The sequence below is a fragment of the Corynebacterium sp. ZY180755 genome, from assembly GCF_054331495.1.
Map to the genome: position 1 here is coordinate 1,042,695 of NZ_CM135811.1, position 24,832 is coordinate 1,067,526.

Genomic DNA, 24,832 nt, shown 5'->3' on the forward strand with positions numbered 1-24,832 from the left:
CCCGCCACCTTGTGAGAAAAACTTGATAGCAAAATTGAATGATTGACATCAAAAAAACGGATGTAACCCTACGTAGCTGGCAGCGATGGATTGACACGCTGCCCATCAGGGCGGGTTATGTGCGATTACACAATCTCCTTTCGGTCTAGGTTGCATCATCGCCCTAGCCGCTGAACGTACAGGGGCTGATTCCTCCATGTCTTTTACACTGTCCACCACTGCCGTGGGATCCAGCGTAGGCCTGACATCGCTGTGCGCGGTTATGCCATTAGTCGCCTTCTTCGTGTTCCTCATGGTCTTTAAATGGAAGGCCCATTGGTGCGCGCTCGCGTCAGCACTCATCGCACTCGTGGTAGCCATTGGGCTCTTTGACATGCCCGCCACGTTAGCGGGCCTGTCCTTCACCCAAGGCGTGGCCTTCGGATTGTTCCCCATTGTCTACATCATCTGGATGGCGGTGTGGATCTACGACATCACCGTCGCATCAGGCCGCTTCGAAGACTTACGACGCATCTTCAACTCGCTCGGCAAAGGTGACCTGCGCGTCCAGGCCATGATCATCGCATTCGCCTTCGGTGGCCTGCTTGAAGCGCTCGCCGGTTTTGGTGCGCCCATCGCGATTATCTCCGCCATGCTCGTGGCCATTGGCGTCAAACCACTGCGCGCCGTCACGGTCACGGTTGTTGCCAACGCAACCCCCATCGCATTCGGAGCCATGGGCATCCCCGTTACCACATCCGCGCTGTTAACGGGCCTAGACGCACAAGCACTCGCCTCTACGGTAGGCAGGCAGCTAGGCATAGTCTCCCTCATCATCCCATTCTTGCTCGCCTTCATTTTGGATAAACGAAGGGGGCTGGCACAGCTGTGGCCCATGTGCCTAGTGCTCGGATTCTCCTTCGGACTGGGGCAGTTTGTTGCCTCCAATTACTTCTCCTACGTACTCACAGACGTCGTGGCCTGCCTGCTTGCTCTCGCCGCCGGCGTGGGTTTCCTCAAGATCTGGACCCCTTCCATCCCAGAGGAAATGCATGGCCACTCAGTCATGGGGGAGGGCGCAAGCAACCCAATTACCGGCCGTGCCGCCATCCTCGCCCTGTTCCCGTACCTGCTTATCGTTGGCGTATTCGCCTTCACCAGCCTCTGGCGCATTGGGATAGACGTACCTGCCTTGCTGGCCGGAACCTCTGTCCAGGTAGGCTGGCCTGGCCTTCATGGACACATCCTTGACGCGTCCGGTCAAGTAGTGAGCAGCACACTGTTCACCTTCAACTTCTTGTCCACTCCGGGAACCGTTCTCCTTGGCTGCGGCCTTGTAACCGCGCTGGTCTACCACTTGGCAGATACCACGGAGTATGAGGACCTTTCCTTCATGGACGCCATCCGCATCATGGGCAAAGGTGCTTACACGATGCGCTACTCAGCGCTGACAATCGCCGCTGTCATGGGCCTGGCGTACGTCATGAACCTGTCTGGCCAAACCGCCGCCATGGGTGCTTTCCTCGCGGGCGCCGGAACAATCTTCCCGTTGATTTCCCCAACGTTAGGCTGGCTAGGCACATGGGTCACTGGTTCCGCTACCTCAACTAACGCGCTCTTCGCCCAAATGCAGGCCAACACTGCCCACGCCATCAGCGTAGATCCACATCTATTAGTGGCAGCCAATTCATCCGGTGGCGGTATGGCCAAGATGCTCAGCCCACAGACTCTCACCATCGCAGCAACCAGCGTTGGCGCGCCCGGAACGGAAAACAAAATTATTCATAAGGTATGGGGCTATTCCTTTGGTTTGCTCATATTCGTCTGCCTGTTGGTATACCTGCAGTCCACCCCAGTTCTTGGTTTTATGGTTGTAGGGCTAAACTAACGAGCTATGACTCCAGCCGATCTTTCAGTTCTTATCAAAGACACCGCAACCAAAGTTTTAACCTCCCGCGATCTCGACGCTTCAGTGCTGCCTGCTGAGGTAGTAGTGGAGCGTCCGCGCAACCCCGAGCATGGTGACTACGCCACCAACGTTGCCCTCCAGGTGGCTAAGAAGGTTGGTATGAACCCTCGCGAGCTGGGCCAGGCTATCGCGGATGCGTTGGCTGAAGAATCCGGCGTTGAGTCCTGCGAGATCGCAGGCCCAGGTTTCATTAACATCCGCCTAGCTGCAGACGCGCAGGGACAAATCATTGCACAGGTGCTCGAGGCCGGTTCCGCTTTCGGCAACGTGGATATCTACGCGGGCCGTAAGGTAAACCTTGAATTTGTTTCGGCTAACCCAACCGGCCCCATTCACCTAGGCGGCACCCGCTGGGCTGCTGTGGGTGACTCACTCGGCCGTGTGCTCGAGGCAGCCGGTGCGGACGTGACTCGCGAGTACTACTTCAATGATCACGGACGCCAGATCGACCGTTTCTCCAACTCCCTGATGGCGGCCGCCAAAGGCGAGCCGACCCCAGAGGACGGTTACGGCGGAGATTACATTCAGGAGATCGCCCAGGCCGTCGTCGAGAAGCAGCCGGACGTTTTGTCCCAGGATCCTGAAACCATGCAGGAAACATTCCGCTCCATCGGTGTCGACATGATGTTCAGCCACATCAAGGAATCCCTCCACGAGTTCGGCACAGACTTTGACGTCTACTTCCACGAGAATTCCCTGTTCGAGTCCGGTGCAGTGGACAAGGCTATTCAAAAGCTCAAGGACAACGGCAACCTGTATGAGAACGAGGGTGCCTGGTGGCTGCGTTCCTCCAACTACGGCGACGATAAGGACCGCGTGGTCATTAAATCCGACGGCGACGCCGCCTACATCGCCGGTGACATCGCCTACGTTGCAGACAAGTTCGACCGCGGCCATGACCTGCTCATCTACATGCTCGGCGCGGACCACCACGGCTACATCTCACGCCTGCGCGCTTCCGCCGCGGCGCTGGGATACGAGTCCGACAATGTAGAGGTACTCATTGGCCAGATGGTGAACCTCGTTCGCGATGGCAAGGCCGTGCGCATGTCCAAGCGCGCCGGCACCGTCATCACCCTGGATGATCTGGTGGAGGCAATCGGCATCGATGGCGCCCGCTATTCCATGATCCGCTCCTCCGTGGACTCATCCCTAGACATTGACCTGGGCCTGTGGGCGTCCCAGTCCTCCGACAACCCTGTGTACTACGTCCAGTACGGCCACGCTCGCCTGTGCTCCATCGCGCGCAAGGCCGCTGAACTTGGCGTTACCTCCGAGGCCCCTGACTTCGGTCTGCTCACCCACGAGCGCGAGGGTGACCTCATTCGCACATTGGGCGAGTTCCCTGCAGTGGTCAAGGCCGCCGCAGAGCTGCGCGAGCCACACCGCGTGGCACGCTACGCCGAGGACCTTGCTGGTACTTTCCACCGTTTCTACGATCAGTGCCAGATCCTGCCTAAGGCAGGGGAGGCCGCCCAGCCAATTCACACCGCCCGTTTGGCGCTGGCTTCCGCTACCCGACAGGTGCTGGCCAACGCACTTGGACTCGTTGGCGTCACTGCCCCAGAACGCATGTAGGACATCATGACTGAAAAGAAGTTCGACTTCAACGGCCTGCCAGCACATGTCTGGCCACGCAACGCCGCGCGCGACGAGGACGGCGTGGTCTCCATAGCTGGCTGCGCACTGCCTGATCTGGCCACAGAATACGGCACCAATCTCATGGTGGTGGACGAGGATGATTTCCGTTCCCGTTGCCGTGACATGGCCGAAGCCTTCGGCGGAGGCGAGTATGTCCACTACGCCTCCAAAGCGTTTCTGACTTCCCGCATTGTGCGGTGGGTCAAGGAGGAAGGCCTGCACCTTGACGTGGCATCACACGGTGAGCTGCGCGTGGCACTCCACGCCGGCTTCCCCGCGTCTGATATCACAGCCCACGGCAATAACAAGAGTGACGCTTACCTTGACCTAGTCATCAACTCCGGTGTTGGTTGTCTGGTGCTGGACTCCCACCAGGAACTTGCCGACGCTTCCCGCGTGGCAGGGGAGCTGGGCAAAGTCCAGAACGTGATGGTTCGCGTAAAACCAGGTGTGGACGCCCACACCCACGAGTTCATCGCAACCAGCCATGAGGACCAGAAGTTCGGCTTCTCCCTCGCCTCCGGCTCCGCCTTCGAGGCTGCGCAGAAGGCAATTGCCGACGAAAACCTGAGCCTCATTGGCCTCCACTGCCACGTAGGTTCCCAGGTCTTTGACGCCGAGGGCTTTTCCCTCGCGGCCGAGCGCGTGCTCGGCCTGTGGGAGAAAATCCTAGAGGAAACCGACGCCGGCGAAGAGTTCTCCACCCTCGACCTTGGTGGTGGATACGGTATTGCTTACACAGAGGACGAGCAGCCGCTAGACGTTAAGGCTGTGGCCGCCGATCTTCTCAAGCGTGTGCGTTACCACGCCTCACTGCTGCGCCTTGACCCGCCGCGGGTGACCGTGGAACCAGGCCGCGCTATCGCAGGCCCAACCACTGTTACCGTCTACACCGTGGGCAACGTGAAGGATGTCCACGTCACCGATGATTCTTTGCGCCGCTACATCGCAGTGGATGGTGGTATTTCGGACAACATCCGCCCGATGTTGTACGAAGCTGAGTATGACTTCCGCGTAGTTAACCGCAAGGTACACGGCAAGGAAGTTGATTCCCGCGTGGTGGGCTCGCACTGCGAGTCCGGCGATATTCTGATTAATGACCGCAAGCTTCCTAATGACATTGCAGTAGGCGACCTCGTGGCAACCCCTGCCACCGGCGCATACTGCTACTCCATGAGCTCGCGCTACAACATGATGATGCGCCCTGCCGTGGTCTCCGTGAAGGATGGTAAGGCATCCTTGATGGTTCGCCGCGAGACCATTGAGGATTATCTCGCATTGGAAGCAGAGGATTAATCGCACTAGGCGCGCACCTGTAGCCGTAGCACCTTGTGGTGTTACGGCTGTTGTGTGTTGTGGGTGGGGGTTATCCGAAGATTTTTCTGCAGCCACCGAGCATGGCGAGCGGGTGCTGGTTTCTTCGATCCGGTAACCCATAAGCGGATACCCAGTACGCGAAGGGCCCGCGTTTTTCAATGTGACCGTGGATTGTGGTCCACCAGTCATCATCGTTGATCCCGTTGTGGTAGGCACACAGCGGCACCAAATTCTTGATGTTGGTGTCGCCACCGTTTTTCCATGCCACCACGTGGTGGAGTTGGCAGTCATCGAACGCCACCGTACAACCTGGTGCTACGCAGGTGGGGTTTTCCGCGAACGCCGCAAACCGTTGTTTCTGGTTGGCGAACCGTTGTGTGCGGAACATGTTGAGGGTGCCTTCTTCTTCATCCACCAAGGCAACCAGCCCGTAGTCTGCTAGTAGGCGTTCTAGGTATTCTTTATCGGATAGGACGGTGCCATCAGAACACACCACTTTGATGCCGTCACCTTTACCGCGGATGATCTTGGCGTGTTCTTCAACGGGAACAACCACCAGTGGTGTGTAACCACCCTGGGGCACGTGAGCGTCGCCGCGAAGGAGTTCGGCGAAGGCTTCACCCCGGGCCTGATTCTTCGTTTTGTCGGAGTCTTGTTCCATGATGGTGGCAACAGCGTTATCCAGTGAACGGTTGATGTCGGCGAGTTGTGCTTGGGGTGCGGTGAAATAGAGGGTGCCCATGCCGTCTGCACCCCGCACAATACGCATGGCGACCTTGCGTCTGGCGGGTGGTTGTGTCAGTTCTTTCACCCGCTTGAGGGCGAGTGTGTTGATCACCGCTGCGGGGCGTTTCTTGTTGGTGAGTTCGCGCCAGAGGACCCATTGTTCGCGTTCAGTAGAAAGTTTTTCTACGTGCCGGCGGATCATGGTGAGTACGGAGAGGGAGAACCCGTGTTCAATGGCTGCTTCGAGGGTGCGGCGTTGCTGGAGACGGTAGCGAGTGGTGCCGTAGAGCCAGGCGGCGGTACCAATCAACTCTTTTGCGTCGCGTGGGGCGATGGTGTCAAACTCCCAGTGTTTGCGGCCGTGGAATGCGCGCAGCAGGATGGCACCGCTTCCCATGGTGGTGAGGTAGTTGGTGAGTGCTGCGTGTTCATCGGTCATGCCACCAACGCTAAACACAAAATCAAGGGCTGAAAAGTAGACCCTCTAAAACCCTGTGGATAACCTAAACCGGAAGCGAAAGTTATCCACAGGGTTGTTTCTAGCTGGGGTTTTACTGGTGGAGGGGATGTGGCTTGGCAATGTCCTTGCGTCCGTGGACGAGGTAGTAGAGCACGCCGCTAAGAGCAACGAGGCCAGCCATGATCAAGTACATGGAGTTGTATCCAATGGCGGTGACGATCAGGCCCAAAACGATTGGCCCGAAGCCTACGCCAACGTCCAGAAGAAGGAACATAGTGGAGATGCCCACGCCCATCTGAGCTAGTGGCACCAAACGTACGCTGATTGCTTGGGATGCTGGCATGAGGGTGCCGTACCCGAGTCCGGTCAGGGCGCCGGAGACGATGACGTGCCATGTCTGGTGGGCGCTGGCAAGGAGGACGAGGGCGAGGATGAAGGAGACAACGCCAAGGGCGATCACGAGGTTATCGCCCTTCTTATCCTGAAGCCGGCCCAACACGAAGCGCATGATCAGCATGGTGATCGCGTAGGCGATGAAGAAGTAGGAAGCGCCGGTGGTGAGGTCAGCATCTTGGGCATAGGAGTTGAGGTAAGTAATGACGCTCGCGTAAGCCATGCCGATGAACATCATGAATATGCCGATGGGGATCACGTTAGGGTGCACAATCGCAGCCAGGCTGAAGCGCTGGCCATGTGGGCGCTGCTCCGGCGGGAAGGGGAGGAACAGTGCAATAACCATGCCAACTACTGCAAATCCCGCGGAGGTGGCGAACATGGTGGGGTAGCCGTAGCTCTGAGAAAGGGCGACACCCAATGCGGGGCCAATGGCGGTTGCTAGTGTTGGTCCCAGCGCGAAGTATCCGGTGCCTTCGGCGCGGCGATGAGCAGGGATGGAAGCTTGTGCCACTGCCATGACAGCAGTTGATGCGAACGCATAACCTGCGCCGTGAAGGAGACGAACCAGGATCAACAGGAAAAGTCCGTCTGCCACAAGGTAAGCGAAGGAGCTCACCACCACTATGACAAGTGAGAACAGCAGTGTTCGGCGTTTGCCCACTCGGTCAACTATGAAGCCAGCGCTGCAGCGAGCGATGGTGCCACCAATAACGAATGCACTTGAGGCGAGCCCGCCCATGGTTTCTGAAGCCTGAAATTGGGAGACGGCGTATAACGCCATCGTCGTGATCGACACGTAGAACGTGAGAAATTGGCTGAAGTTGATGAGCCAAGCCAGCGTAAAGGCCGGTGTGAGTAGCTTGTCAGGGTGTGACGTAGTAGAACACCTTCTTCATGAATTAGTGGAATGCACAAAACCAGCAGCCGGAGGGTGTCTGGCCACTGGTTGGTAGTACTGGGGAGTGAATGTGTATACAACCTTACGCTTGCGTTGTCCTGTTGCAGAAGTTTGCAGGCGAACGCGCTTGCCCGTCTCTAAGGAGAAAGGCGTGAATATATTGGGGATGATGTGCAATTTGGGGTCGCGTTGAGCTGGGGTTTTAGGTTACAATTACGGACTTGTATCCTCTTCGCGCTGCTATTTTCACCAGGCCACTAAGTATTGGGTGTTTTAGTACGCGGTGTGGTTGGGTATAAAGGAATAAAAATTAGACCAAAAACATGAGTTGCCATCGGTGCAGCCGCCAACAGCAGGGAGCAATATGACCACCTCCTCAACCAACGAGACCACCTTCAAGCCAGGTAAGGGCGCAGGCGAGCCAGTCGGTATTGCGATTCTTGGTTACGGCACCGTGGGCAGCCAGGTGCTGCGTCTTCTCACGGAGAACGCAGAGGCCTTTACTCACCGTGCTGGTGGGCCTCTGGAGGTCAAGGGCGTTGCGTGTTCCAACAAGGAAAAGCACGGGGATTCTCTCGCTGCTCAACTGGGAATCCTTACTGATGACGCCCGCAGCCTGATCGCTCGTGACGACGTGGACTTGGTAGTGGAGGTTATCGGCGGCATTGACTACCCGCGTGAACTAGTGCTGGGTGCGCTGCGCAACGGCAAGTCCGTGGTCACCGCCAACAAGGCTCTCGTTGCGGCGCATTCAGCGGAGCTTGCGGATGCCGCTGATGAAGCCGGCGTTGACCTGTACTTCGAAGCCGCAGTGGCTGCGGCAATTCCTGTCGTCGGCCCGCTGCGTCGCTCCCTGGCCGGTGACCAGGTGCAGTCCGTTGCCGGCATTGTCAACGGCACCACCAACTTCATCCTGGATGCTATGGACTCCACCGGTGCTTCCTACGAGGACATGCTCGCGGAGGCAACCCGCCTGGGTTACGCAGAGGCAGACCCAACCGCGGACGTCGAGGGCTATGACGCGGCCTCCAAGGCCGCGATTCTCGCGTCCTTGGCGTTCCACACTCGCGTCACCGCAGATGACGTTTACCGCGAGGGCATCTCATCGATCACCGCCGACGACATCAACGCAGCAAAGGCGTCCGGCTGCACCATCAAGTTGCTGGCCATCTGTGAGCGCCTGGTGGACGAGAACGGCAACGAGTCCGTTTCCGCGCGTGTCCATCCAACCCTGATCCCACGCTCCCACCCGCTGGCTTCCGTGGATAAGTCCTTCAACGCGGTATTCGTTGAGGCAGAGGCTGCAGGCCGGCTGATGTTCTATGGAAATGGTGCCGGCGGTAACCCAACGGCGTCGGCTGTTCTGGGCGACATCGTGGGTGCAGCCCGCAACAAGGTCTTCGGTGGCCGCGCTCCGGGTGAGTCCACCTACGCTAACCTGCCCATCGCTGATTTCGGCGACGTCCCTACCCAGTACCACATCGACATGGACGTAGAAGACCGCGCTGGCGTTCTGGCCACACTGACCAAGATCTTCGCAGAATCCACCATCTCCATCCGTACTGTGCGTCAGGAGAACCACGATGGCTCTGCACGCCTGATTGTGGTGACCCACGAGGCCAAGGAGCGTGACCTGTCCGCGACCGTTGAAAAGATCAAGGAGTTGGAGGCCGTCAAGCAGGTCAACTCTGTTATCCGTTTGGCAGGCGAGTAATCCATGTCGATTGAAATCCCAGTAGGCAAGAAGGTCAGTGTCACCGTTCCGGCATCCAGCGCTAACTTGGGTCCAGGTTTTGACACCTTGGGCTTGGCGTTGAGCCTGTACGACCGAGTTGAGGTAGAGGTCATCCCATCCGGCCTGGAGGTTGAAGTATTCGGCGAGGGCCAAGGCGAACTGCCCCTCGACGGCTCCCACCTAGTAGTCAAGGCCATCCGATCCGGCCTCAAGGCCGCTCACGTTCAGGTTCCTGGCCTGCGCGTGGTCTGCCACAACAATATTCCTCAATCACGTGGGCTCGGTTCTTCTGCGGCCGCTGCGGTAGCTGGTGTAGTAGCAGCTAACGGCCTTGCGGACAATGCATTGTCCGATGAGCAGGTGGTGCAGTTGTCTAGCGCCTTCGAAGGCCACCCAGATAACGCAGCAGCGTCTGTGCTCGGCTCTGCTGTGGTTTCTTGGACGGAAATCCCTGTAGACGGCCACACTGATCCGCAGTATAAGGCGGTTAGCATCCCGGTACACGAGTCCATTCGTGCGACCGCGCTGGTGCCTGATTTCCACGCATCTACAGAAGCCGTGCGTCGTGTGCTGCCGTCTGACGTGACCCACGTGGACGCACGTTTCAACGTATCGCGTGTGGCTGTCATGACCGTAGCTCTCCAGCAGCATCCAGAGCTGTTGTGGGAGGGCACACGTGACCGCCTGCACCAGCCGTACCGTGCGGATGTTCTTCCCATCACGGCTGAGTGGGTCAACCGCCTACGTAACCGAGGATTTGCCGCCTACCTGTCCGGCGCTGGCCCAACCATCATGGTGCTGTCTACCGAGCCTGTGGATGAGAAAATTCTTGATCAGGCGCGGGAAGAGGGGCTGCGCGTGATGGAGCTTAACGTAGCTGGCCCCGTCACGGTGGAGAAGGCCTAATCTTCTAGATGTGAGCAACAAAAAATCGCTGCCAGTCTAAAGAACTGGCAGCGATTTTTCCTTGTTCGGGTACTAGTCCTCTCGGTCGCCCGTGGCGCCGGAAGGCTCGGAGTTGCGAGAAGGGGGTGCTTGGTTATCATCGCTGTCTCGCTGGCCTGGGCCTTTGAGCGCGATAACCTCGAAGTCCCCGTCGGCTAGGTGCTTGCGTAGGTCGATCTTGTCGAACTTGCCCACGGAGGTTTTGTCAATGCTGCGCACGAATGTCCAGTACTCTGGCAACATCCATGCGGGGAATGTGTCGCGGAGTTTGTCGCGCAAGCGTTCGGCCGTAGTGGCGTCGGGGGTGATGCCGTCGGCGAGGACGGTGACTGCTAGAGGGCGCTCACCCCACTTTTTGTCTGGGTAACCAATCACAGCACACTCCACCACCACGGCAGCGGCCATGATCTCGTTTTCCAGGTAGGTGGAGTAGACCCACTCGCCGCCGGAGCGGATGACGTCACGTGCGCGGTCGCGAATGTTGAGGTATCCGTCGGCGGATACGGAGCCTACGTCACCGGTGCGGAGCCAGCCGTCTGCAGTGAAAAGCTCATGTGCGTCATCTACTTCCTCGTTGCGGAAGGTGTGTGCAACGCCACCTTCGTCTTCGGTGGCGGAATGGAAGTAGGAACCCGTAATCCATGGGCCACGGACCTGGATCTCGCCGTCGTTGCGGTCCGTAGACTGCTTGATCTGGCCATCCTTGACCACTCGGTATTCCACCGATGACGGGAAGCGGCCTTGGCTATCGCGATACGCCTTGCGGGCTTCACCGGAGGCTCCTGATGGTGGACGGGCAACCGTGACCACGGACAGGGTTTCCGTCATACCCCACACCTGGACGATGTCTACGCCGTATCGTTCCTCCCACAGCTGGGTGAGCACCGGCGGTACGGCAGAGCCGCCCACAAAGATTTCCTGCAGGCTCATTCGTTCTGGCGCGTTGCGCATGTAGTGAACCATCAGCTGGATCCAGATGGTTGGCACGCCGTGCGCTGCGCGTGGGTGCGACGTAGCAATGATCTTGGCCAACTGGGCGGCGGAGACGTCAGAAGAGGGGAACACCAGCGGTGTGCCTGACATGAACGCCGCAATAGGAACGCCCCAGCTGAGGACGTGGTAGATGGGAACGCAGCACAGGAAGGTCTCACCATGTGCGATGGCCAGGGAGTCTGTGGTGCGCAGTGACAGCGCGTGCATGTACATGGAGCGGTGGGAAAACGCCACGCCCTTGGGGGCGCCGGTGGTGCCGGTGGAGTAGACCAGTGCTGCGGCGGTTTTTTCATCCAGCTCTGGCCACGGGTATGCGGTGGAGCGCCCGTCTAGCAAGGATTCGTAGGAGTAGCACTCTAGCCCCTCTGGCATGAATGAGCGTGCCTCGGTGTGGGGGCCCAAGCCAATGAACACGACGGCGCGCACGCTTGGGCATCCGCCGGCCAGCACCTCGCCCAATTTTTGGGCGAGCCGGGGGTCTGCGATGATGACTTCGTCGGAAGCGTGATTAATGATGTGCCGGATCTGATCAGTCATCAGCTGCTTGTTGAGCGGATTAAACACGGCACCCATACAGGACACGGCGAACAGAGCCTCGAGGTGCTCGGCGCAGTTGTACATCAACGTGCCAACTCGCTGGTCGCTGGTTATTCCCAGCTCATCACGCAGTGCGAATGCCAAGGCTCCCGCGCGGGCGCCGATATCGCCGAACGTGGTCTCGTCGGGTTCGTCTGCCTCCCATGTGGTGATCTTGGTGTCGGCATGAACTTTGGAGCCGTATTTTAAGATTCGCGACAAGCTTAGGGGAACGTCCTGCATTGTAGACAGCATGCGTTCAAGCTTAATATCAATCGACCTCAGTGTGGTGCTCATGCTACTAGGGCGTCGCGTTTGGTGGCGCGACTGAAGAAAGGGCTAAAGAAAACAATCAATCCACGGCGCGCCCACGAGGGCAAAATTGGGCGAAGGCATGTTGTTTGCGCTAGAATGACAGCCGAGCTTTAGGCATGTGTTTGACTGTTAACACTTCTTCTCACGGAGCGGAACGCTTCTCACCTTTTAGCTTTTAAAGCGTGTGACATTCACAGCTTTCCCGCATCACTGCTTTTTGTACCATGTGCCGGCAGCAAGCCCGTGTGAGAATCGCATGCCGTACTAAAGCCAGCACCCTCGATGAATAACAATCTCTTGTCCATGCACGTTGATGGGCAGAAAGCCGCACCCGAGGCGGATGTGCGCTTGTGGCGCGCAGCTTTTTAGGCCTTGAGCGCTTTTTGTTAGCACTTCTCGCGTGGCCGTAATAAGAGCATCAATATGGTGGAAGACCCATTGTGAGAGTCTTCCTTTGCTTCATAAGCAATGAAAGGACATCTGTGGCTAATACAGATAACGGCGCACAGCGTAACCTTGCTGCCCTGCGCCTGCCGGAGCTGCGTAAGATCGCGTCCGAGATGGGCCTTCGTGGCACCTCCGGTTTGCGCAAAGGTGACTTGATCGCAGCTATCACCGGCCAAACAGGACAGGCGAGTGAAGCTCCTTCCGCGCCGAAGGCTCGTACCCGCCGTAACGCGCCTAGCGCGCAGAAAGCTGAGCAGGAGGAGGCAGCTGCATCGAAGTCTGAGGATGCTCAGCACGAAGCCGGTGCTGAGTCCGCTTCTAAACCTCGCCGCCGCCGTGCTGTGAAGACCGCAGCTATCACCCCTGAACACCATGAATCCTCTGATTCCGTTGATGCTGAGGCTACCGAGTCAGTTGCACAGGCCGCTAGCGAGAGCGATGAAGAGTCTGGCCGCCCATCCCGTCGTGCTCGTCGCGGATCCCGCGGTGGCGCGAAGCGCGGGGACAATGATGCGAAGGATAACTCCGACGAGTCTGCTGAGCAGTCTGACGCCCAGGCTTCATCTGAAGAAGACGGCGGTGAGGACGAGGAGCGTCGCTTCGAGTCCCGTTCCCAAGCTCGCCGTGCTCGCCGCAACCGCGCACGCCGCGAGCAGCGCGAGCAGCACGGCGATGACAACGAGGACAACAACTCGGCAGCCGAGGCCGGATCTGATTCCGAGTCCCATGAGTCTTCAGACGACCGTCATGACCGCCGCGAGCGTCGCAACCGTGGTGACCGCGAGCGCAACAATGAGTCCCACAATAATGAGTCCGCCGACAACACTAACGAGGACGAGTCTGGCGACAACAATGACCGTGGCCACCGCAACAACCGAGGTGACCGCGATGATCGTAATGACCGCGGTGGACGTCGTAACCGCCGCGGACGCCGCGGCCGTGACCGCGGAGATCGCGAGGGTCGTGAGAATAACGACAACAACCAGAACGACGGCGGCAAGGAGGAAGACCTCCAGCCAATCGCCGGCATCTTGGATGTCATTGATAACAACACCGCTTTTGTTCGCACCACCGGTTACCACGCGGGTCCTGCTGACGTATACGTAAACAACCAGATGATTCGCCGCTTTGGTCTGCGAGCAGGCGACGCCATTACCGGTATGGTTCGCATGCGTGGCGAAGGCGGCGGCAACAACTACCGCGGCAACCGCGGCAACCGCAACCGTCAGAAGTACAACCCGCTGGCTCGCGTTGAGAGCGTCAACGGCATGACGGTCGAGGAAGCTAAGGCGCGTCCAGAGTTCTCTAAGCTGACCCCGCTGTACCCTAACCAGCGCCTGCGCTTGGAAACTGATCCCAAGATCCTGACTACCCGCGTGATTGACCTGATCATGCCAATTGGTAAGGGCCAGCGTGCGCTGATTGTGTCTCCACCAAAGGCTGGTAAGACCACGATCCTGCAGAATATTGCTAATGCCATCACCACCAACAACCCAGAGTGCTACCTGATGGTTGTGCTGGTAGATGAGCGTCCGGAAGAAGTCACGGACATGCAGCGCAGCGTGAAGGGCGAAGTCATTGCCTCTACCTTCGACCGTCCACCAGGGGAGCACACTGCCGTGGCGGAACTGGCCATCGAGCGCGCAAAGCGCCTGGTGGAGCAGGGACAGGACGTGGTGATCCTGCTGGATTCCATCACCCGCCTGGGCCGTGCGTACAACAACTCATCCCCAGCGTCCGGCCGCATTCTGTCCGGCGGTGTTGATTCCAACGCGCTGTACCCGCCAAAGCGCTTCTTGGGCGCTGCCCGCAACATTGAAAACGGCGGATCACTCACCATCATCGCCACTGCGATGGTGGAGACCGGTTCTGCTGGTGACACCGTGATCTTTGAGGAATTCAAGGGAACCGGTAACGCTGAGCTTAAGCTGGATCGTAAGATCGCTGAGCGCCGAGTGTTCCCAGCCGTGGATGTAGCACCATCTGGTACCCGCAAGGATGAGCTGCTGCTGGCTCCTGAAGAGGCCAAGGTCATGCACAAGCTGCGTCGAATCCTTTCCGCACTGGATTCCCAGCAGGCTATTGACCTGCTCATCAAGCAGCTGAAGAAGACGAAGTCCAACGGCGAGTTCCTCATGCAGATGGTATCTTCCCAGCCGCTGGCTGAGTTGGAAGAGGACGAGTAATGGCAAGCGAAGTATCGGCAGTAGATGACATCGTCTCTGAGTACCAGGGCATTGAGGCCCAGATGGCTGACCCAGAGACCATGGGCGATCAGGCCCTGTTCCGTAAGCTGTCTAAGCGTTACTCTGAGCTGCAGCCAATCATCAACGTCAATAACGTTCTGGTCAGTGCCCGCGAGGACATTGAAGTTGCTCGTGAGATGGCGTACGAGGACAAAGAGTTCGCAGCCGAAGTAACCCGCCTGGAGCAGGTTATTGAGGAGAGCGAGGAGAAGCTGGCTGACCTTCTGGCGCCGCGCGATCCGCATGATGGCGATGACATCGTCATGGAGGTTAAGGCTGGTGCCGGTGGCGAAGAGGCTGCCTTGTTTGCAGGTGAGTTGGTGCGCATGTACCAGCGCTACGCTGACAAGAACGGCTTTAGCACCGAGGTGCTGGACTCCTCTGAGTCAGACCTGGGCGGCGTAAAGGACATCACCTTGTCCATTCGATCCAAGCAACCATCCCGCGATGGCGCATGGAGCGTGTTCAAGTTCGAGGGTGGCGTGCACCGCGTCCAGCGTGTGCCGGTCACTGAGTCCCAGGGCCGCATCCAGACCTCCGCGGCAGGTGTGCTGGTGTATCCAGAGCCTGATGAGGTAGGCGAGGTCGAGATCGATGACAAGGACATCCGCGTGGACGTCTATCGTTCCTCAGGTAAGGGCGGTCAGGGCGTTAACACCACGGACTCCGCTGTGCGTATCACCCACCTGCCAACCGGCATTGTGGTGACCTGCCAGAAGGAACGCTCCCAGATTCAGAACAAGGCTCGTGCGATGCAGGTGCTGGCAGCGCGTCTGCAGGCATTGGCTGAGGAAGAGGCTAACGCTGAGGCAGCTGAGGGGCGCGCGGCGCAGGTTCGCACCATGGACCGCTCCGAGCGTATCCGCACCTACAACTGGCCGGAATCCCGCATCACCGACCACCGCATTGGCTACAAATCCAACAATTTGGATGCAGTTTTGGGTGGCGATCTGGATGATCTGTTTTCCGCCCTGCGTGCAGCCGAGCGTGCCGAGCGCCTAGAGGCTGAGTAATCTACCGTGACCTAACCCGCCTGATCTTTTCAGGCGGGTTTAGTTATGAGGAGACCCCATGACTGAGAAGCTTTCCCTTGCACTCGTCCGTGCCACCCAGATGCTTGCCGACGCCGGCTGCGCCAGCCCCCGCAACGATGCCCAGATCATCGCCGCCGAGCTCCTCGGCGTCTCCACAACGGAGTTGTTCCTGCGGGGCGACGCCCCCGCACCCGAAGGCTTCGACGCACTGATCGCGCGCCGCGCAGCGCGCGAACCCCTGCAGCACATCCTAGGCAAGGCATGGTTTGGCCCAGTGGAGCTTAAGGTGGGGCCGGGAGTGTTCATACCGAGGCCCGAAACCGAGGTGTTGGCGGACTGGGCTACGGCCAGCCTGGCAGCGCTGGGCGCTGCGAGGCCGACCGTGGTGGATCTGTGCACCGGTTCCGGTGCACTGGCGGCCTATATCGCGCACGAGATACCTGGGGCACAGGTTCACGCCGTGGAGTTGTCGGAAAGCGCGGCGGAATTCGCAGAAGCCAACTTTCGCAACAATGGTCTAGCTGTCAACCTTGTTCGTGGGGATGTTGCAGACCCAGCGATCCTCCAGGCACTGAATGGTGAGGTGGACCTAGTGGTTACCAACCCGCCGTACGTGCCAGAGACGTGTGACTTGGAGCCCGAGGTTTATCAGGACCCGCATATGGCTGTGTTTTCCGGCGAAGACGGGATGGAACTCATCACGGCAATGATGGATACCTGCGGAAGGTTGCTCAAGCCGGGCGGGCTCTTCGGAGTAGAGCACGATGACACCACCAGCGCGAAAGTTATTGCGGTGTGCGAGGCGTCGGGATACTTCGTAGACATCGATGCAATGGAGGATTTTACCGGCAGAAAGCGCTTTGTTACGGCACGGCGGAAATAGGGAAGCGGGGCGGTAAATATCGCTACCATGGGGCGAAGGGGTAAACTACAAAACCTAGCTCGGCGCTGAATATATCTCAGTGTCACCCATGCACAGGACCAAGCTTGGAGCTTTAACTACAGTGAGCAGAATTTACAGTTGTGAAAACCCAGAAGAGCGCGCAGCAGGCCTGCGCGCTGCAACAGCGGCCGTGAAGAATGGCCGTCTAGTGGTTTTGCCTACGGATACTCTATACGGCCTAGGCTGTGATGCCTTCGATAACAATGCCGTGGCTAGCCTGCTCGCCACCAAACACCGCGGGCCAGACATGCCCGTTCCAGTTTTGGTGGGCTCCTGGGACACCGCGCGTGGTCTGGTGGCTAATTACACAGAACAGATGCGAACCCTGATTGAGGCATTCTGGCCCGGAGGCCTCTCGCTCGTGGTGCCACAGGCGCCAAGCCTGCCATGGAACCTCGGTGATACACGAGGCACCGTCATGCTGCGCATGCCTCTACATCCAGTAGCTATCGAGCTGCTGCGTGAAACCGGACCAATGGCGGTGTCGTCTGCAAACATTTCTGGACAAAAGCCAGCCACCACCGCTCAAGCAGCCAAGAATCAACTGGATACGGCAGTGACCTGCTACCTTGACGGTGGCGAAACACCAGTAGGCGTCGCGTCTACCATCATTGACCTCTCCGGCCGGACACCAAAGATCCTGCGAGAGGGCGCTATCAAGGCTGCCCGTATCGCTGAGGTCCTTGGCATGCAAGAAGAAGATTTGCGCTAAATATGGGTGCGGGAGCAGGCGTAGCTGGCGTGCCGATGCGAGAGTTGGGGCTTGTCCTTCTCGTAGCGGCTGCTTTGACGTACTTGCTCACCGGCGTAGTTCGTTACGTAATGATCCGCAGCGGTCAAGTAGCGGAGATCCGTGCTCGTGACGCCCATACCCAGCCCAAACCGCAGGTTGGTGGCGCCGCTATGTTCACCGGTTTTTTCTGCGCGGTGATCCTTGCAGATCAGCTTCCGGCGTTGACCCGAGGGTTTATGCCCATCACACCGGAAATGAAGGCGGTTCTGTGGGCCGCATTCATCATTGTGATCGTGGGTGTACTTGATGACATCTTCGAGATGGATGCCATCACCAAGCTAGTGGGGCAGCTGCTGGCAGCGCTTGTGATGAGCCTGATGGGCATCAACTGGACCATCCTTTATTTGCCCTTTGGTGGCGGAACCACGGTCATTCTGGATCCAGTAGTGTCCACCATCGTCACAGTACTGTTCACTGTGACCTTGTTAAATGCCATCAATTTTGTGGACGGTCTTGATGGTTTAGCTTCTGGCCTCGGAATGATCGCAGGCATGGCTATCCTGGTATTTTCCATGACCATTCTTTATGACCAAGGCGGAATGGTATCAGCATATCCGCCGGCCATTATCGCTGCGGCGCTGGTGGGAATTTGCGCTGGTTTCTTACCCCACAACTTTGAGCCGGCACGAATCTTCATGGGCGATTCCGGCGCCATGCTCATTGGACTGCTGCTGGCAGCGGCATCGACATCTGCGAGCGGCAAGATCAACATGAGCCTATACGGCACAGTGGACATGGTTGCGCTGATGTCGCCAATCATTGTGGTGGTAGCGGCCGTATTTGTTCCGCTTCTAGATCTGGTGATGGCGGTAGTGCGCCGCGTGAGTGCCGGCAAGTCCCCGTTCTCCGCCGATAAAAAGCATTTGCACCACCGGTTGCTCTCATTAGGACACACCCACCGCCGCGTGGCTCTCGTGCTTTACGTGTGGGTGTCTGTAGTCGCCTTCGGCGCGGTTTCGTTCTCCATCGTGCCAGTGCCATTCGCAATCGCGGGAGTGGTGGTTGGAATTGTCATGGCTGTAATCTTGACTTGGCGGCCTGTCATGCAGGCCAATAGGAAGAGTTCCACCGTAGTCGTAGACGTGCCGCCAGCCTAAGGCGCGAGTACTTAGCTAGAAGCTACCTAATTGAGTAGTATTGCAACCCAATTGACTAACACACTCTTGTAAAAGGAATCTCCATGACCAATGCCGGGTTATCCGCAGGCAAGCCGGAACAGTCACAGTTCGATGACCACCGTCGTCCGCTGCTTCGTGCACTAAAGTTTGGCTCAGTTGCTCTGATCATCATTTCCCTCATGTCGCTGGCTATCTGGGGCTGGTTGCGTGATCTGCCAGGCATCTGGGGTGTACTCATAGGCGCGGCCATCGGTGGTGGCTTCGTACTCTTTACTGCCCTGAGCGTTCTGCTGACTGCCAACACTTCTGCCTCCACAACCGGTGCAGTCGTCCTGGGCGGATGGTTGCTGAAGCTCGTGGTCCTCATCATTGTGCTAGTTCTCATCCGCAACGAGGACTTCTATGATCCGATGGCGTTCTTTGTCACCGTCGTCTTAGCCCTAGTAGTCACCTTGGGCACTGAAGTCTACGGGGTCATCACATCCAAGGTCACCTACGTTCAGCCATAAAGGTCAGAATGTATACAACGGCGCATCCAAATTCGGGGGTGCGCCGTTGTTTTGTATGTACAAAGATCATTAAAAAGCGAGTACAGAAATGGAAAAATTTCCGAATATGTGCATAGAACAAGGACGAGGGTGTGGCCTTCGGGTGTGCCGAATACGGGGCGGTTACCCCTATTCGTGTTGCTGTGATTGAGCTTACAAAACAAAGTTTGTACAGCTTAAGCGCCATAAACCAATGGGTTGGGAAATGGGGTAGAAGATGGGCTGTGATCAGGTAGTCGAAAGCATATTTCGCCTGATAATCTAACCGGTGGGTTATCCGGGGAATTAGTCCCAGGGCGTGAGAGCGTCCGAGCGACGAAGACCTTCCCCGGCTGGGTCCCCTGTAAGTGTCATGCTGATGTGCGACGGAATCCATGACGGTTACAGAGAGTTTTATAGACGTCCATCGCACCGATTAAGCAGCGGTGTTTAATCGGCCCGAACACGGGAGAGAACGCTGAGCGTTACACTACTTTCCATGAAGGGTGAATTTCATGCACCCAGTTTGGAACACGAATTTTTCCCGGGAACCTTCTGGCTGCAAGATGTAGCCAATGGTTGGTTCGCAATCGACCGTCTGATGTTCGTCCGCCTGCTGATGACGCTGGTCCTCGTGATCTTCTTTGCAGTCGCAATGCGCAACCCGAAGCTCGTACCTTCTGGTCTGCAAAACGCTGCTGAGTACCTCTTGGACTTTGTCCGCATTCACATTGCCGAGGACATCCTCGGTAAGAAGGAGGGTCGCCGGTTCCTTCCGGTTATCGCGACCATCTTCTTCGCAGTTCTATTTATGAACTTGCCTGCGGTCATTCCTGGCCTCAATATCTCGCCTAACGCACGAATTGGTATGCCACTCGTGCTGGCGCTGTTCGGCTACGTAGCATTCATCTATGCAGGTGCAAAGCGATACGGCTTCTTCAAGTACATCAAGTCCTCGGTGGTTATTCCTAACCTGCCACCAGTACTTCACATTCTTGTTGTGCCACTGGAGTTCCTCTCCAACTTCATCCTGCGTCCGGCTACTCTGACTATCCGTCTTATGGCCAACATGCTCGCAGGACACCTGATTCTGGTTCTGATCTTCGCTGCCACTAACTTCTTCTTCTGGCAGATGAACGGTTGGACCGCGCTGTCCGCTCTTACTCTTGTAGGCGCGGTTGCGTTCACGCTGTTCGAGTGCTTGGTCATTTTCCTGCAGGCGTACATCTTCGCCCTGCTGTCGGCCGTGTACATCGAATTGTCGCTGCACGCAGACGAACACTGACCCCGCAAAAGCGGATTAAAAAGTCTCTAAAATACACATACTCACTCGGTTAAAGAAAGCCGAGTATCTAGAAAGGGAACGACACTCTCATGAACGAAGTCATCCTTGCTCAGGGCACTGGTCTTGAAGGCTCCATCGCAACCGTAGGCTACGGCCTCGCAACCATCGGCCCAGGCCTTGGTATCGGTATCCTCGTTGGTAAGGCTCTCGAGGGCATGGCACGTCAGCCTGAGATGGCTGGCCAGCTGCGTACCACCATGTTCTTGGGTATTGCATTCGTTGAGGCTCTTGCCCTCATCGGCCTGGTTGCAGGCTTCATCCTTTAACATCCGACAACACACGAAAGTCCGAGACACTTATGACGAACGTCATTAATTACCTTGCAGCTGGAGGTGCAGAGCCACTTCCGCTGGAAGAGAGCCCAAGCGTCCTCCTGCCTGCTGGCTATGACATCTTCTGGTCGATCGTCGTGCTCGTTGTCATTGGAATTCTCTTCTGGAAGCTCGTTCTTCCGAAGTTCCAGGAAGTCCTTTCCGAGCGTGAGGACCGTATCAAGGGCGGCATCGACCGTGCTGAAGCTGCACAGGCTGAGGCAAAGGCTGCACTTGAAAAGTACAATGCTCAGCTCGCAGAAGCTCGTGCTGAAGCAGCAGAGATCCGCGAAGAAGCCCGCGCTAAGGGTAAGCAGATCGAAGCTGACTACAAGGCAAAGGCTACCGAGGAGAGCAACCGTATTATCGAGTCTGGTGAGAAGCAGCTTGCAGCTCAGCGTGAGCAGGTTGTAGCAGAGCTTCGCCAGGAAATGGGCCAGAACTCCATCACTCTTGCTGAGCGCCTGCTCGGAGACCAGCTCTCCGACGACGTCAAGCGCTCCGGCACCATTGATAAGTTCTTGTCTGAACTGGACACCGTCACTCCCGCAGGAAAGTGAGCACCATGCACGCAGCAAGCCGCGAAGCCCTAGCACAGGTCTCAAGCCACCTGGATAGCGCACTATCCGTTGATGGCGTAGACCATGTTGCTGAAGCTCTGCGCACCGGCTCTGAGCTTTTCGAGGTAGTAGATGCCCTCGACAGCGATCGCACTCTGCGCATCGCTGTTGCAGACCCATCCTCTACTGCAGAGAAGCGTGCCGGCATTGTGTCTGCTGTGTTTGCCGATAAGGTGTCACCATCCACCCTCGAGGTGCTGAAGTCCGCATCTGGCCTGACTTGGTCCAACCCACGCGAATACCGCGAGGGCTTGGTCAAGCTTGGTCGTCGCGCACTGCTTCGCAGCGCTGAACAGCAGGGCCAGCTTGGACAGGTAGAGAACGAACTGTTCTCACTGTCTCGCATCCTTGAAAAGGAACAGCAGCTGACCCTTCTGCTCGATGATCGCAGCGTAGATGGCCCTCGTAAGCGTGATTTGTTGGCAAAGGTGCTGTACGGCAAGGTCACCTCAGTGACCGAAGCCCTTGCACTCCAGGTCATTGGTCGTCGCGAGGATAACGCAATTGATGACATCGCAAACCTTTCCAAGGAAGCCGCTGCACTGCAGGGCCGCGAAGTTGCAACCGTTACCTCTGCTGCGCCTCTCAATGACGGGCAGATTCAGGCACTGGCACAGAAGCTAGAGCACATTTATGGTCGTGCGATGAGCATCCACTCTGAGGTTGATCCCAGCCTCCTCGGTGGTTTGGTCATCCGTGTTGGCGACGAAGTAATTGATGGATCCACCTCGGGTAAGCTCGAGAAGCTCCGTCACGCCTTCGCCTAACGCGACAGAAAACAAAGTTAAGAAATTGCTGGAAGAAACTACCGAGAGCAGGAAGAACATGGCGGAGCTTACGATCTCCTCCGATGAGATCCGTAGCGCGATTGCGAACTACACCTCGAGCTACTCCGCGGAGGCCTCCCGTGAGGAGGTCGGCGTGGTCATTTCCGCAGCTGATGGTATTGCCCAGGTATCTGGTCTGCCTTCAGTTATGGCAAATGAGCTCCTCGAGTTCCCAGGCGGCGTCATCGGCGTCGCACAGAACCTCGACACCGACCGCGTCGGCGTTGTAGTCCTGGGCAACTACGAGTCCCTTACCGAAGGCGACGAAGTAAAGAGGACCGGAGACGTCCTCTCTATCCCGGTCGGAGATGCATTCCTCGGCCGCGTCATCAACCCATTGGGTCAGCCAATCGATGGTCTGGGCGCAATCGAGAAGGAAGAGGACCGTGTCCTCGAGCTGCAGGCACCATCCGTGCTGCAGCGTCAGCCTGTCGAAGAGCCAATGCAGACTGGCATTAAGGCTATCGACGCAATGACCCCAATTGGTCGCGGTCAGCGTCAGCTGATCATTGGCGACCGCAAGACTGGTAAGACTGCAGTCTGCATCGACACCATCTTGAACCAGAAGGCAAACTGGGAGTCCGGCGACAAGACCAAGCAGCTGCGCTGCATCTACGTCGCAATCGGCCAGAAGGGCTCCACCATCGCAGCAGTGCGTAAGACCCTGGAAGAGCACGGCGCTCTGGAGTACACCACCATCGTGGCAGCTCCTGCGTCTGACTCTGCAGGCTTCAAGTGGCTGGCCCCATTCGCGGGCGCAGCACTTGGTCAGCACTGGATGTACCAGGGCAACCACGTTCTGGTTATTTACGATGATCTGACCAAGCAGGCTGAGGCTTACCGTGCTATCTCCCTGCTGCTGCGTCGTCCACCAGGACGCGAAGCTTACCCAGGTGACGTCTTCTACCTGCACTCCCGTCTGCTGGAGCGTGCTGCAAAGCTCTCCGACGACATGGGTGCTGGCTCCATGACCGCTCTGCCGATCATTGAGACCAAGGCAAACGACGTTTCCGCCTTCATTCCTACCAACGTAATTTCCATTACCGACGGTCAGGTATTCCTCGAGTCCGACCTGTTCAACCAGGGTGTCCGCCCAGCTATCAACGTTGGTGTTTCGGTTTCCCGTGTTGGTGGTGCAGCACAGACCAAGGGTATGAAGAAGGTTTCCGGTTCCCTGCGTCTTGACTTGGCTGCATACCGCGATCTCGAGGCATTCGCAGCATTCGCATCTGACCTGGATGCAGCTTCCAAGAAGCAGCTCGAGCGTGGCGCACGTCTCGTCGAGCTTCTGAAGCAGTCTGAGAACTCTCCACAGCCTGTAGAGCACCAGATTATCTCCATCTGGCTCGCCGGCGAAGGCCACTTCGACAACGTTCCCGTCGAAGACATCCGTCGCTTTGAGGCTGAACTGATTGAAAACCTCGAGTCCACCCAGCCTCAGGTTTTCGAGCAGATCGCTGGCGGCACTGCGCTGTCTGACGAGTCTCAGCAAACTCTGGTTTCCGCAACCGAATCCTTCAAGAAGAGCTTCCAGACCACTGATGGCACCCCAGTCATCAATGAGCCTGAGGTTGAAGCACTTGCTGCAGGTGAGGTTAAGAAGAACCAGCTGAAGGTCAAGAAGTAAAGTTTTACAGCTTTACTTGATTACCCATCAAGGAAAAGAAGGGAGGCGAAAAGATCCATGGCTAATCTTCGTGAACTGCGAGATCGCATCAAGAGTGTGAACTCCACTAAGAAGATCACTAAGGCCCAGGAGTTGATCGCGACTTCGCGCATCACCAAGGCCCAAGCCCGGGTCGAGGCTGCTCAGCCTTACGCCACCGAGATCCACAATGTGATGGAGCGTCTGGCCTCAGCTAGTTCCCTAGATCACCCGATGCTTCGCGAGCGCGAGGGCGGCAAACGCGCCGCTGTGCTCGTGGTGTCGAGTGACCGCGGCATGGCCGGTGGTTACAACTACAACGTCTTCAAGAAGGCTGCCGAATTGGAAAAGCTTCTTGAAGAGTCCGGCTACGAGGTTGTTCGCTACGTCACTGGTAACAAGGGTGCAGGCTACTACAAGTTCCGCGGCGCTGAAGTTGCGGGCGTGTGGTCTGGCTTCTCCCAGGATCCATCGTGGAAAGAAACTCATGACGTTCGCCGTCACCTGATTGACGGTTTCAACGCTACCTCTGACGGCACTGCTAAGTGGCGTAACGGCCTCACCGGCCCAGAGGGAGAGCCAGTTCAGGGCTTTGACCAGGTACACGTTGTGTACTCTGAGTTCGAATCCATGCTGACCCAGACTCCAGTAGCTCACCAGCTTCTGCCGATCGAGCCAGTCATTGAGACTGAGAAGATCGAGCAGTCTGAGGACGGTATCGTCGGCAAGGTCGACGGCAACCCTGAACCTGACGTCGACTTCGAGCCGGATGCGGATACTCTGTTGGACGCACTGCTTCCAAAGTACGTATCTCGTAGCCTGTACTCGATCTTCTTGGAGGCTTCCGCTTCCGAGTCCGCGTCGCGTAGGAACGCTATGAAGTCTGCAACTGATAACGCAACAGCCCTTGTTAAGGACCTGTCCCGCGTGGCCAACCAGGCCCGTCAGGCGCAGATTACCCAGGAAATCACAGAGATTGTCGGTGGCGCTGGCGCGCTCGCCGAAAGCGCAGAAAGTGACTAGATT

Annotated in this window: 20 protein-coding genes; 17 read left to right on the forward strand and 3 right to left on the reverse strand. The window is 57.5% G+C overall.

Annotation, left to right across the window (positions count from 1 at the left end; all coding sequences use genetic code 11):
- The first annotated feature begins 196 nt into the window (after positions 1-196).
- From ACXM2N_RS04890 to lysA, 3 genes are read left to right on the forward strand one after another with little or no spacing between them, the layout of a single operon-like run.
- The gene (locus ACXM2N_RS04890; protein ID WP_458490570.1) at positions 197-1,867 is read left to right on the forward strand and encodes an L-lactate permease; all 1,671 of its coding nucleotides are present in this window, start codon (positions 197-199) and stop codon (positions 1,865-1,867) included.
- A 6-nt stretch (positions 1,868-1,873) separates the two neighbouring features.
- Positions 1,874-3,526: an arginine--tRNA ligase gene (argS, locus tag ACXM2N_RS04895; RefSeq protein WP_458490572.1), complete on the forward strand. Its 1,653-nt coding sequence runs from the start codon at positions 1,874-1,876 to the stop codon at positions 3,524-3,526.
- Between the two features lie 6 nt (positions 3,527-3,532).
- Complete coding sequence (gene lysA, locus ACXM2N_RS04900; protein ID WP_458490574.1) at positions 3,533-4,885, forward strand: diaminopimelate decarboxylase; 1,353 nt, start codon at positions 3,533-3,535, stop codon at positions 4,883-4,885.
- Positions 4,886-4,955: 70 nt separating this feature from the next.
- Here lysA and ACXM2N_RS04905 read toward each other — a convergent pair whose 3' ends face one another.
- Positions 4,956-6,071 (reverse strand): HNH endonuclease signature motif containing protein, encoded by a 1,116-nt coding sequence (locus ACXM2N_RS04905; protein WP_458490576.1) that lies wholly within the window; start codon positions 6,069-6,071, stop codon positions 4,956-4,958.
- A 112-nt stretch (positions 6,072-6,183) separates the two neighbouring features.
- The gene (locus ACXM2N_RS04910) at positions 6,184-7,284 is read right to left on the reverse strand and encodes an MFS transporter (protein ID WP_458490578.1); all 1,101 of its coding nucleotides are present in this window, start codon (positions 7,282-7,284) and stop codon (positions 6,184-6,186) included.
- A gap of 466 nt (positions 7,285-7,750) precedes the next feature.
- On the opposite strand from ACXM2N_RS04910, the gene ACXM2N_RS04915 reads away from it, so the two are divergent.
- Positions 7,751-9,100, forward strand: a complete 1,350-nt coding sequence (locus ACXM2N_RS04915) for a homoserine dehydrogenase (protein WP_458490580.1) — start codon at positions 7,751-7,753, stop codon at positions 9,098-9,100.
- Positions 9,101-9,103: 3 nt separating this feature from the next.
- On the forward strand, positions 9,104-10,027 hold the full coding sequence (gene thrB, locus ACXM2N_RS04920; RefSeq protein WP_458490582.1) for a homoserine kinase: 924 nt from the start codon (positions 9,104-9,106) through the stop codon (positions 10,025-10,027).
- A gap of 72 nt (positions 10,028-10,099) precedes the next feature.
- Here thrB and ACXM2N_RS04925 read toward each other — a convergent pair whose 3' ends face one another.
- Entirely contained in the window at positions 10,100-11,890 is a 1,791-nt protein-coding gene (locus ACXM2N_RS04925) for a long-chain fatty-acid--CoA ligase (protein ID WP_458490584.1), read from the reverse strand.
- 542 nt (positions 11,891-12,432) lie between these two features.
- Here ACXM2N_RS04925 and rho point away from each other — a divergent pair.
- From rho to ACXM2N_RS04985, 12 genes are all read left to right on the forward strand, one after another.
- Positions 12,433-14,583 (forward strand): transcription termination factor Rho, encoded by a 2,151-nt coding sequence (gene rho, locus ACXM2N_RS04930; RefSeq protein WP_458490586.1) that lies wholly within the window; start codon positions 12,433-12,435, stop codon positions 14,581-14,583.
- Positions 14,583-15,656, forward strand: a complete 1,074-nt coding sequence (prfA, locus tag ACXM2N_RS04935; protein ID WP_458490588.1) for a peptide chain release factor 1 — start codon at positions 14,583-14,585, stop codon at positions 15,654-15,656. The genes rho and prfA overlap by 1 nt, the downstream gene beginning before the upstream one ends.
- A 58-nt stretch (positions 15,657-15,714) precedes the next feature.
- The gene (gene prmC, locus ACXM2N_RS04940; protein ID WP_458490590.1) at positions 15,715-16,560 is read left to right on the forward strand and encodes a peptide chain release factor N(5)-glutamine methyltransferase; all 846 of its coding nucleotides are present in this window, start codon (positions 15,715-15,717) and stop codon (positions 16,558-16,560) included.
- Positions 16,561-16,681: 121 nt separating this feature from the next.
- The gene (locus ACXM2N_RS04945) at positions 16,682-17,332 is read left to right on the forward strand and encodes an L-threonylcarbamoyladenylate synthase (protein ID WP_458490592.1); all 651 of its coding nucleotides are present in this window, start codon (positions 16,682-16,684) and stop codon (positions 17,330-17,332) included.
- Between the two features lie 2 nt (positions 17,333-17,334).
- Entirely contained in the window at positions 17,335-18,510 is a 1,176-nt protein-coding gene (locus tag ACXM2N_RS04950) for an MraY family glycosyltransferase (RefSeq protein WP_458490594.1), read from the forward strand.
- An 83-nt stretch (positions 18,511-18,593) separates the two neighbouring features.
- On the forward strand, positions 18,594-19,040 hold the full coding sequence (locus tag ACXM2N_RS04955) for a hypothetical protein (protein WP_458490596.1): 447 nt from the start codon (positions 18,594-18,596) through the stop codon (positions 19,038-19,040).
- Between the two features lie 517 nt (positions 19,041-19,557).
- Positions 19,558-20,343, forward strand: coding sequence for a F0F1 ATP synthase subunit A (gene atpB / locus ACXM2N_RS04960; RefSeq protein WP_458490598.1), 786 nt, complete (start codon positions 19,558-19,560; stop codon positions 20,341-20,343).
- Between the two features lie 89 nt (positions 20,344-20,432).
- Positions 20,433-20,669 (forward strand): ATP synthase F0 subunit C, encoded by a 237-nt coding sequence (locus ACXM2N_RS04965; RefSeq protein ID WP_458490600.1) that lies wholly within the window; start codon positions 20,433-20,435, stop codon positions 20,667-20,669.
- A gap of 32 nt (positions 20,670-20,701) precedes the next feature.
- Positions 20,702-21,274 (forward strand): F0F1 ATP synthase subunit B, encoded by a 573-nt coding sequence (locus ACXM2N_RS04970; RefSeq protein ID WP_458490602.1) that lies wholly within the window; start codon positions 20,702-20,704, stop codon positions 21,272-21,274.
- A 5-nt stretch (positions 21,275-21,279) separates the two neighbouring features.
- The gene (locus ACXM2N_RS04975; RefSeq protein ID WP_458490604.1) at positions 21,280-22,101 is read left to right on the forward strand and encodes a F0F1 ATP synthase subunit delta; all 822 of its coding nucleotides are present in this window, start codon (positions 21,280-21,282) and stop codon (positions 22,099-22,101) included.
- A gap of 58 nt (positions 22,102-22,159) precedes the next feature.
- Positions 22,160-23,788 (forward strand): F0F1 ATP synthase subunit alpha, encoded by a 1,629-nt coding sequence (gene atpA / locus ACXM2N_RS04980; protein WP_458491016.1) that lies wholly within the window; start codon positions 22,160-22,162, stop codon positions 23,786-23,788.
- Positions 23,789-23,845: 57 nt separating this feature from the next.
- On the forward strand, positions 23,846-24,829 hold the full coding sequence (locus ACXM2N_RS04985; RefSeq protein WP_458490606.1) for a F0F1 ATP synthase subunit gamma: 984 nt from the start codon (positions 23,846-23,848) through the stop codon (positions 24,827-24,829).
- Positions 24,830-24,832 lie beyond the last annotated feature (3 nt).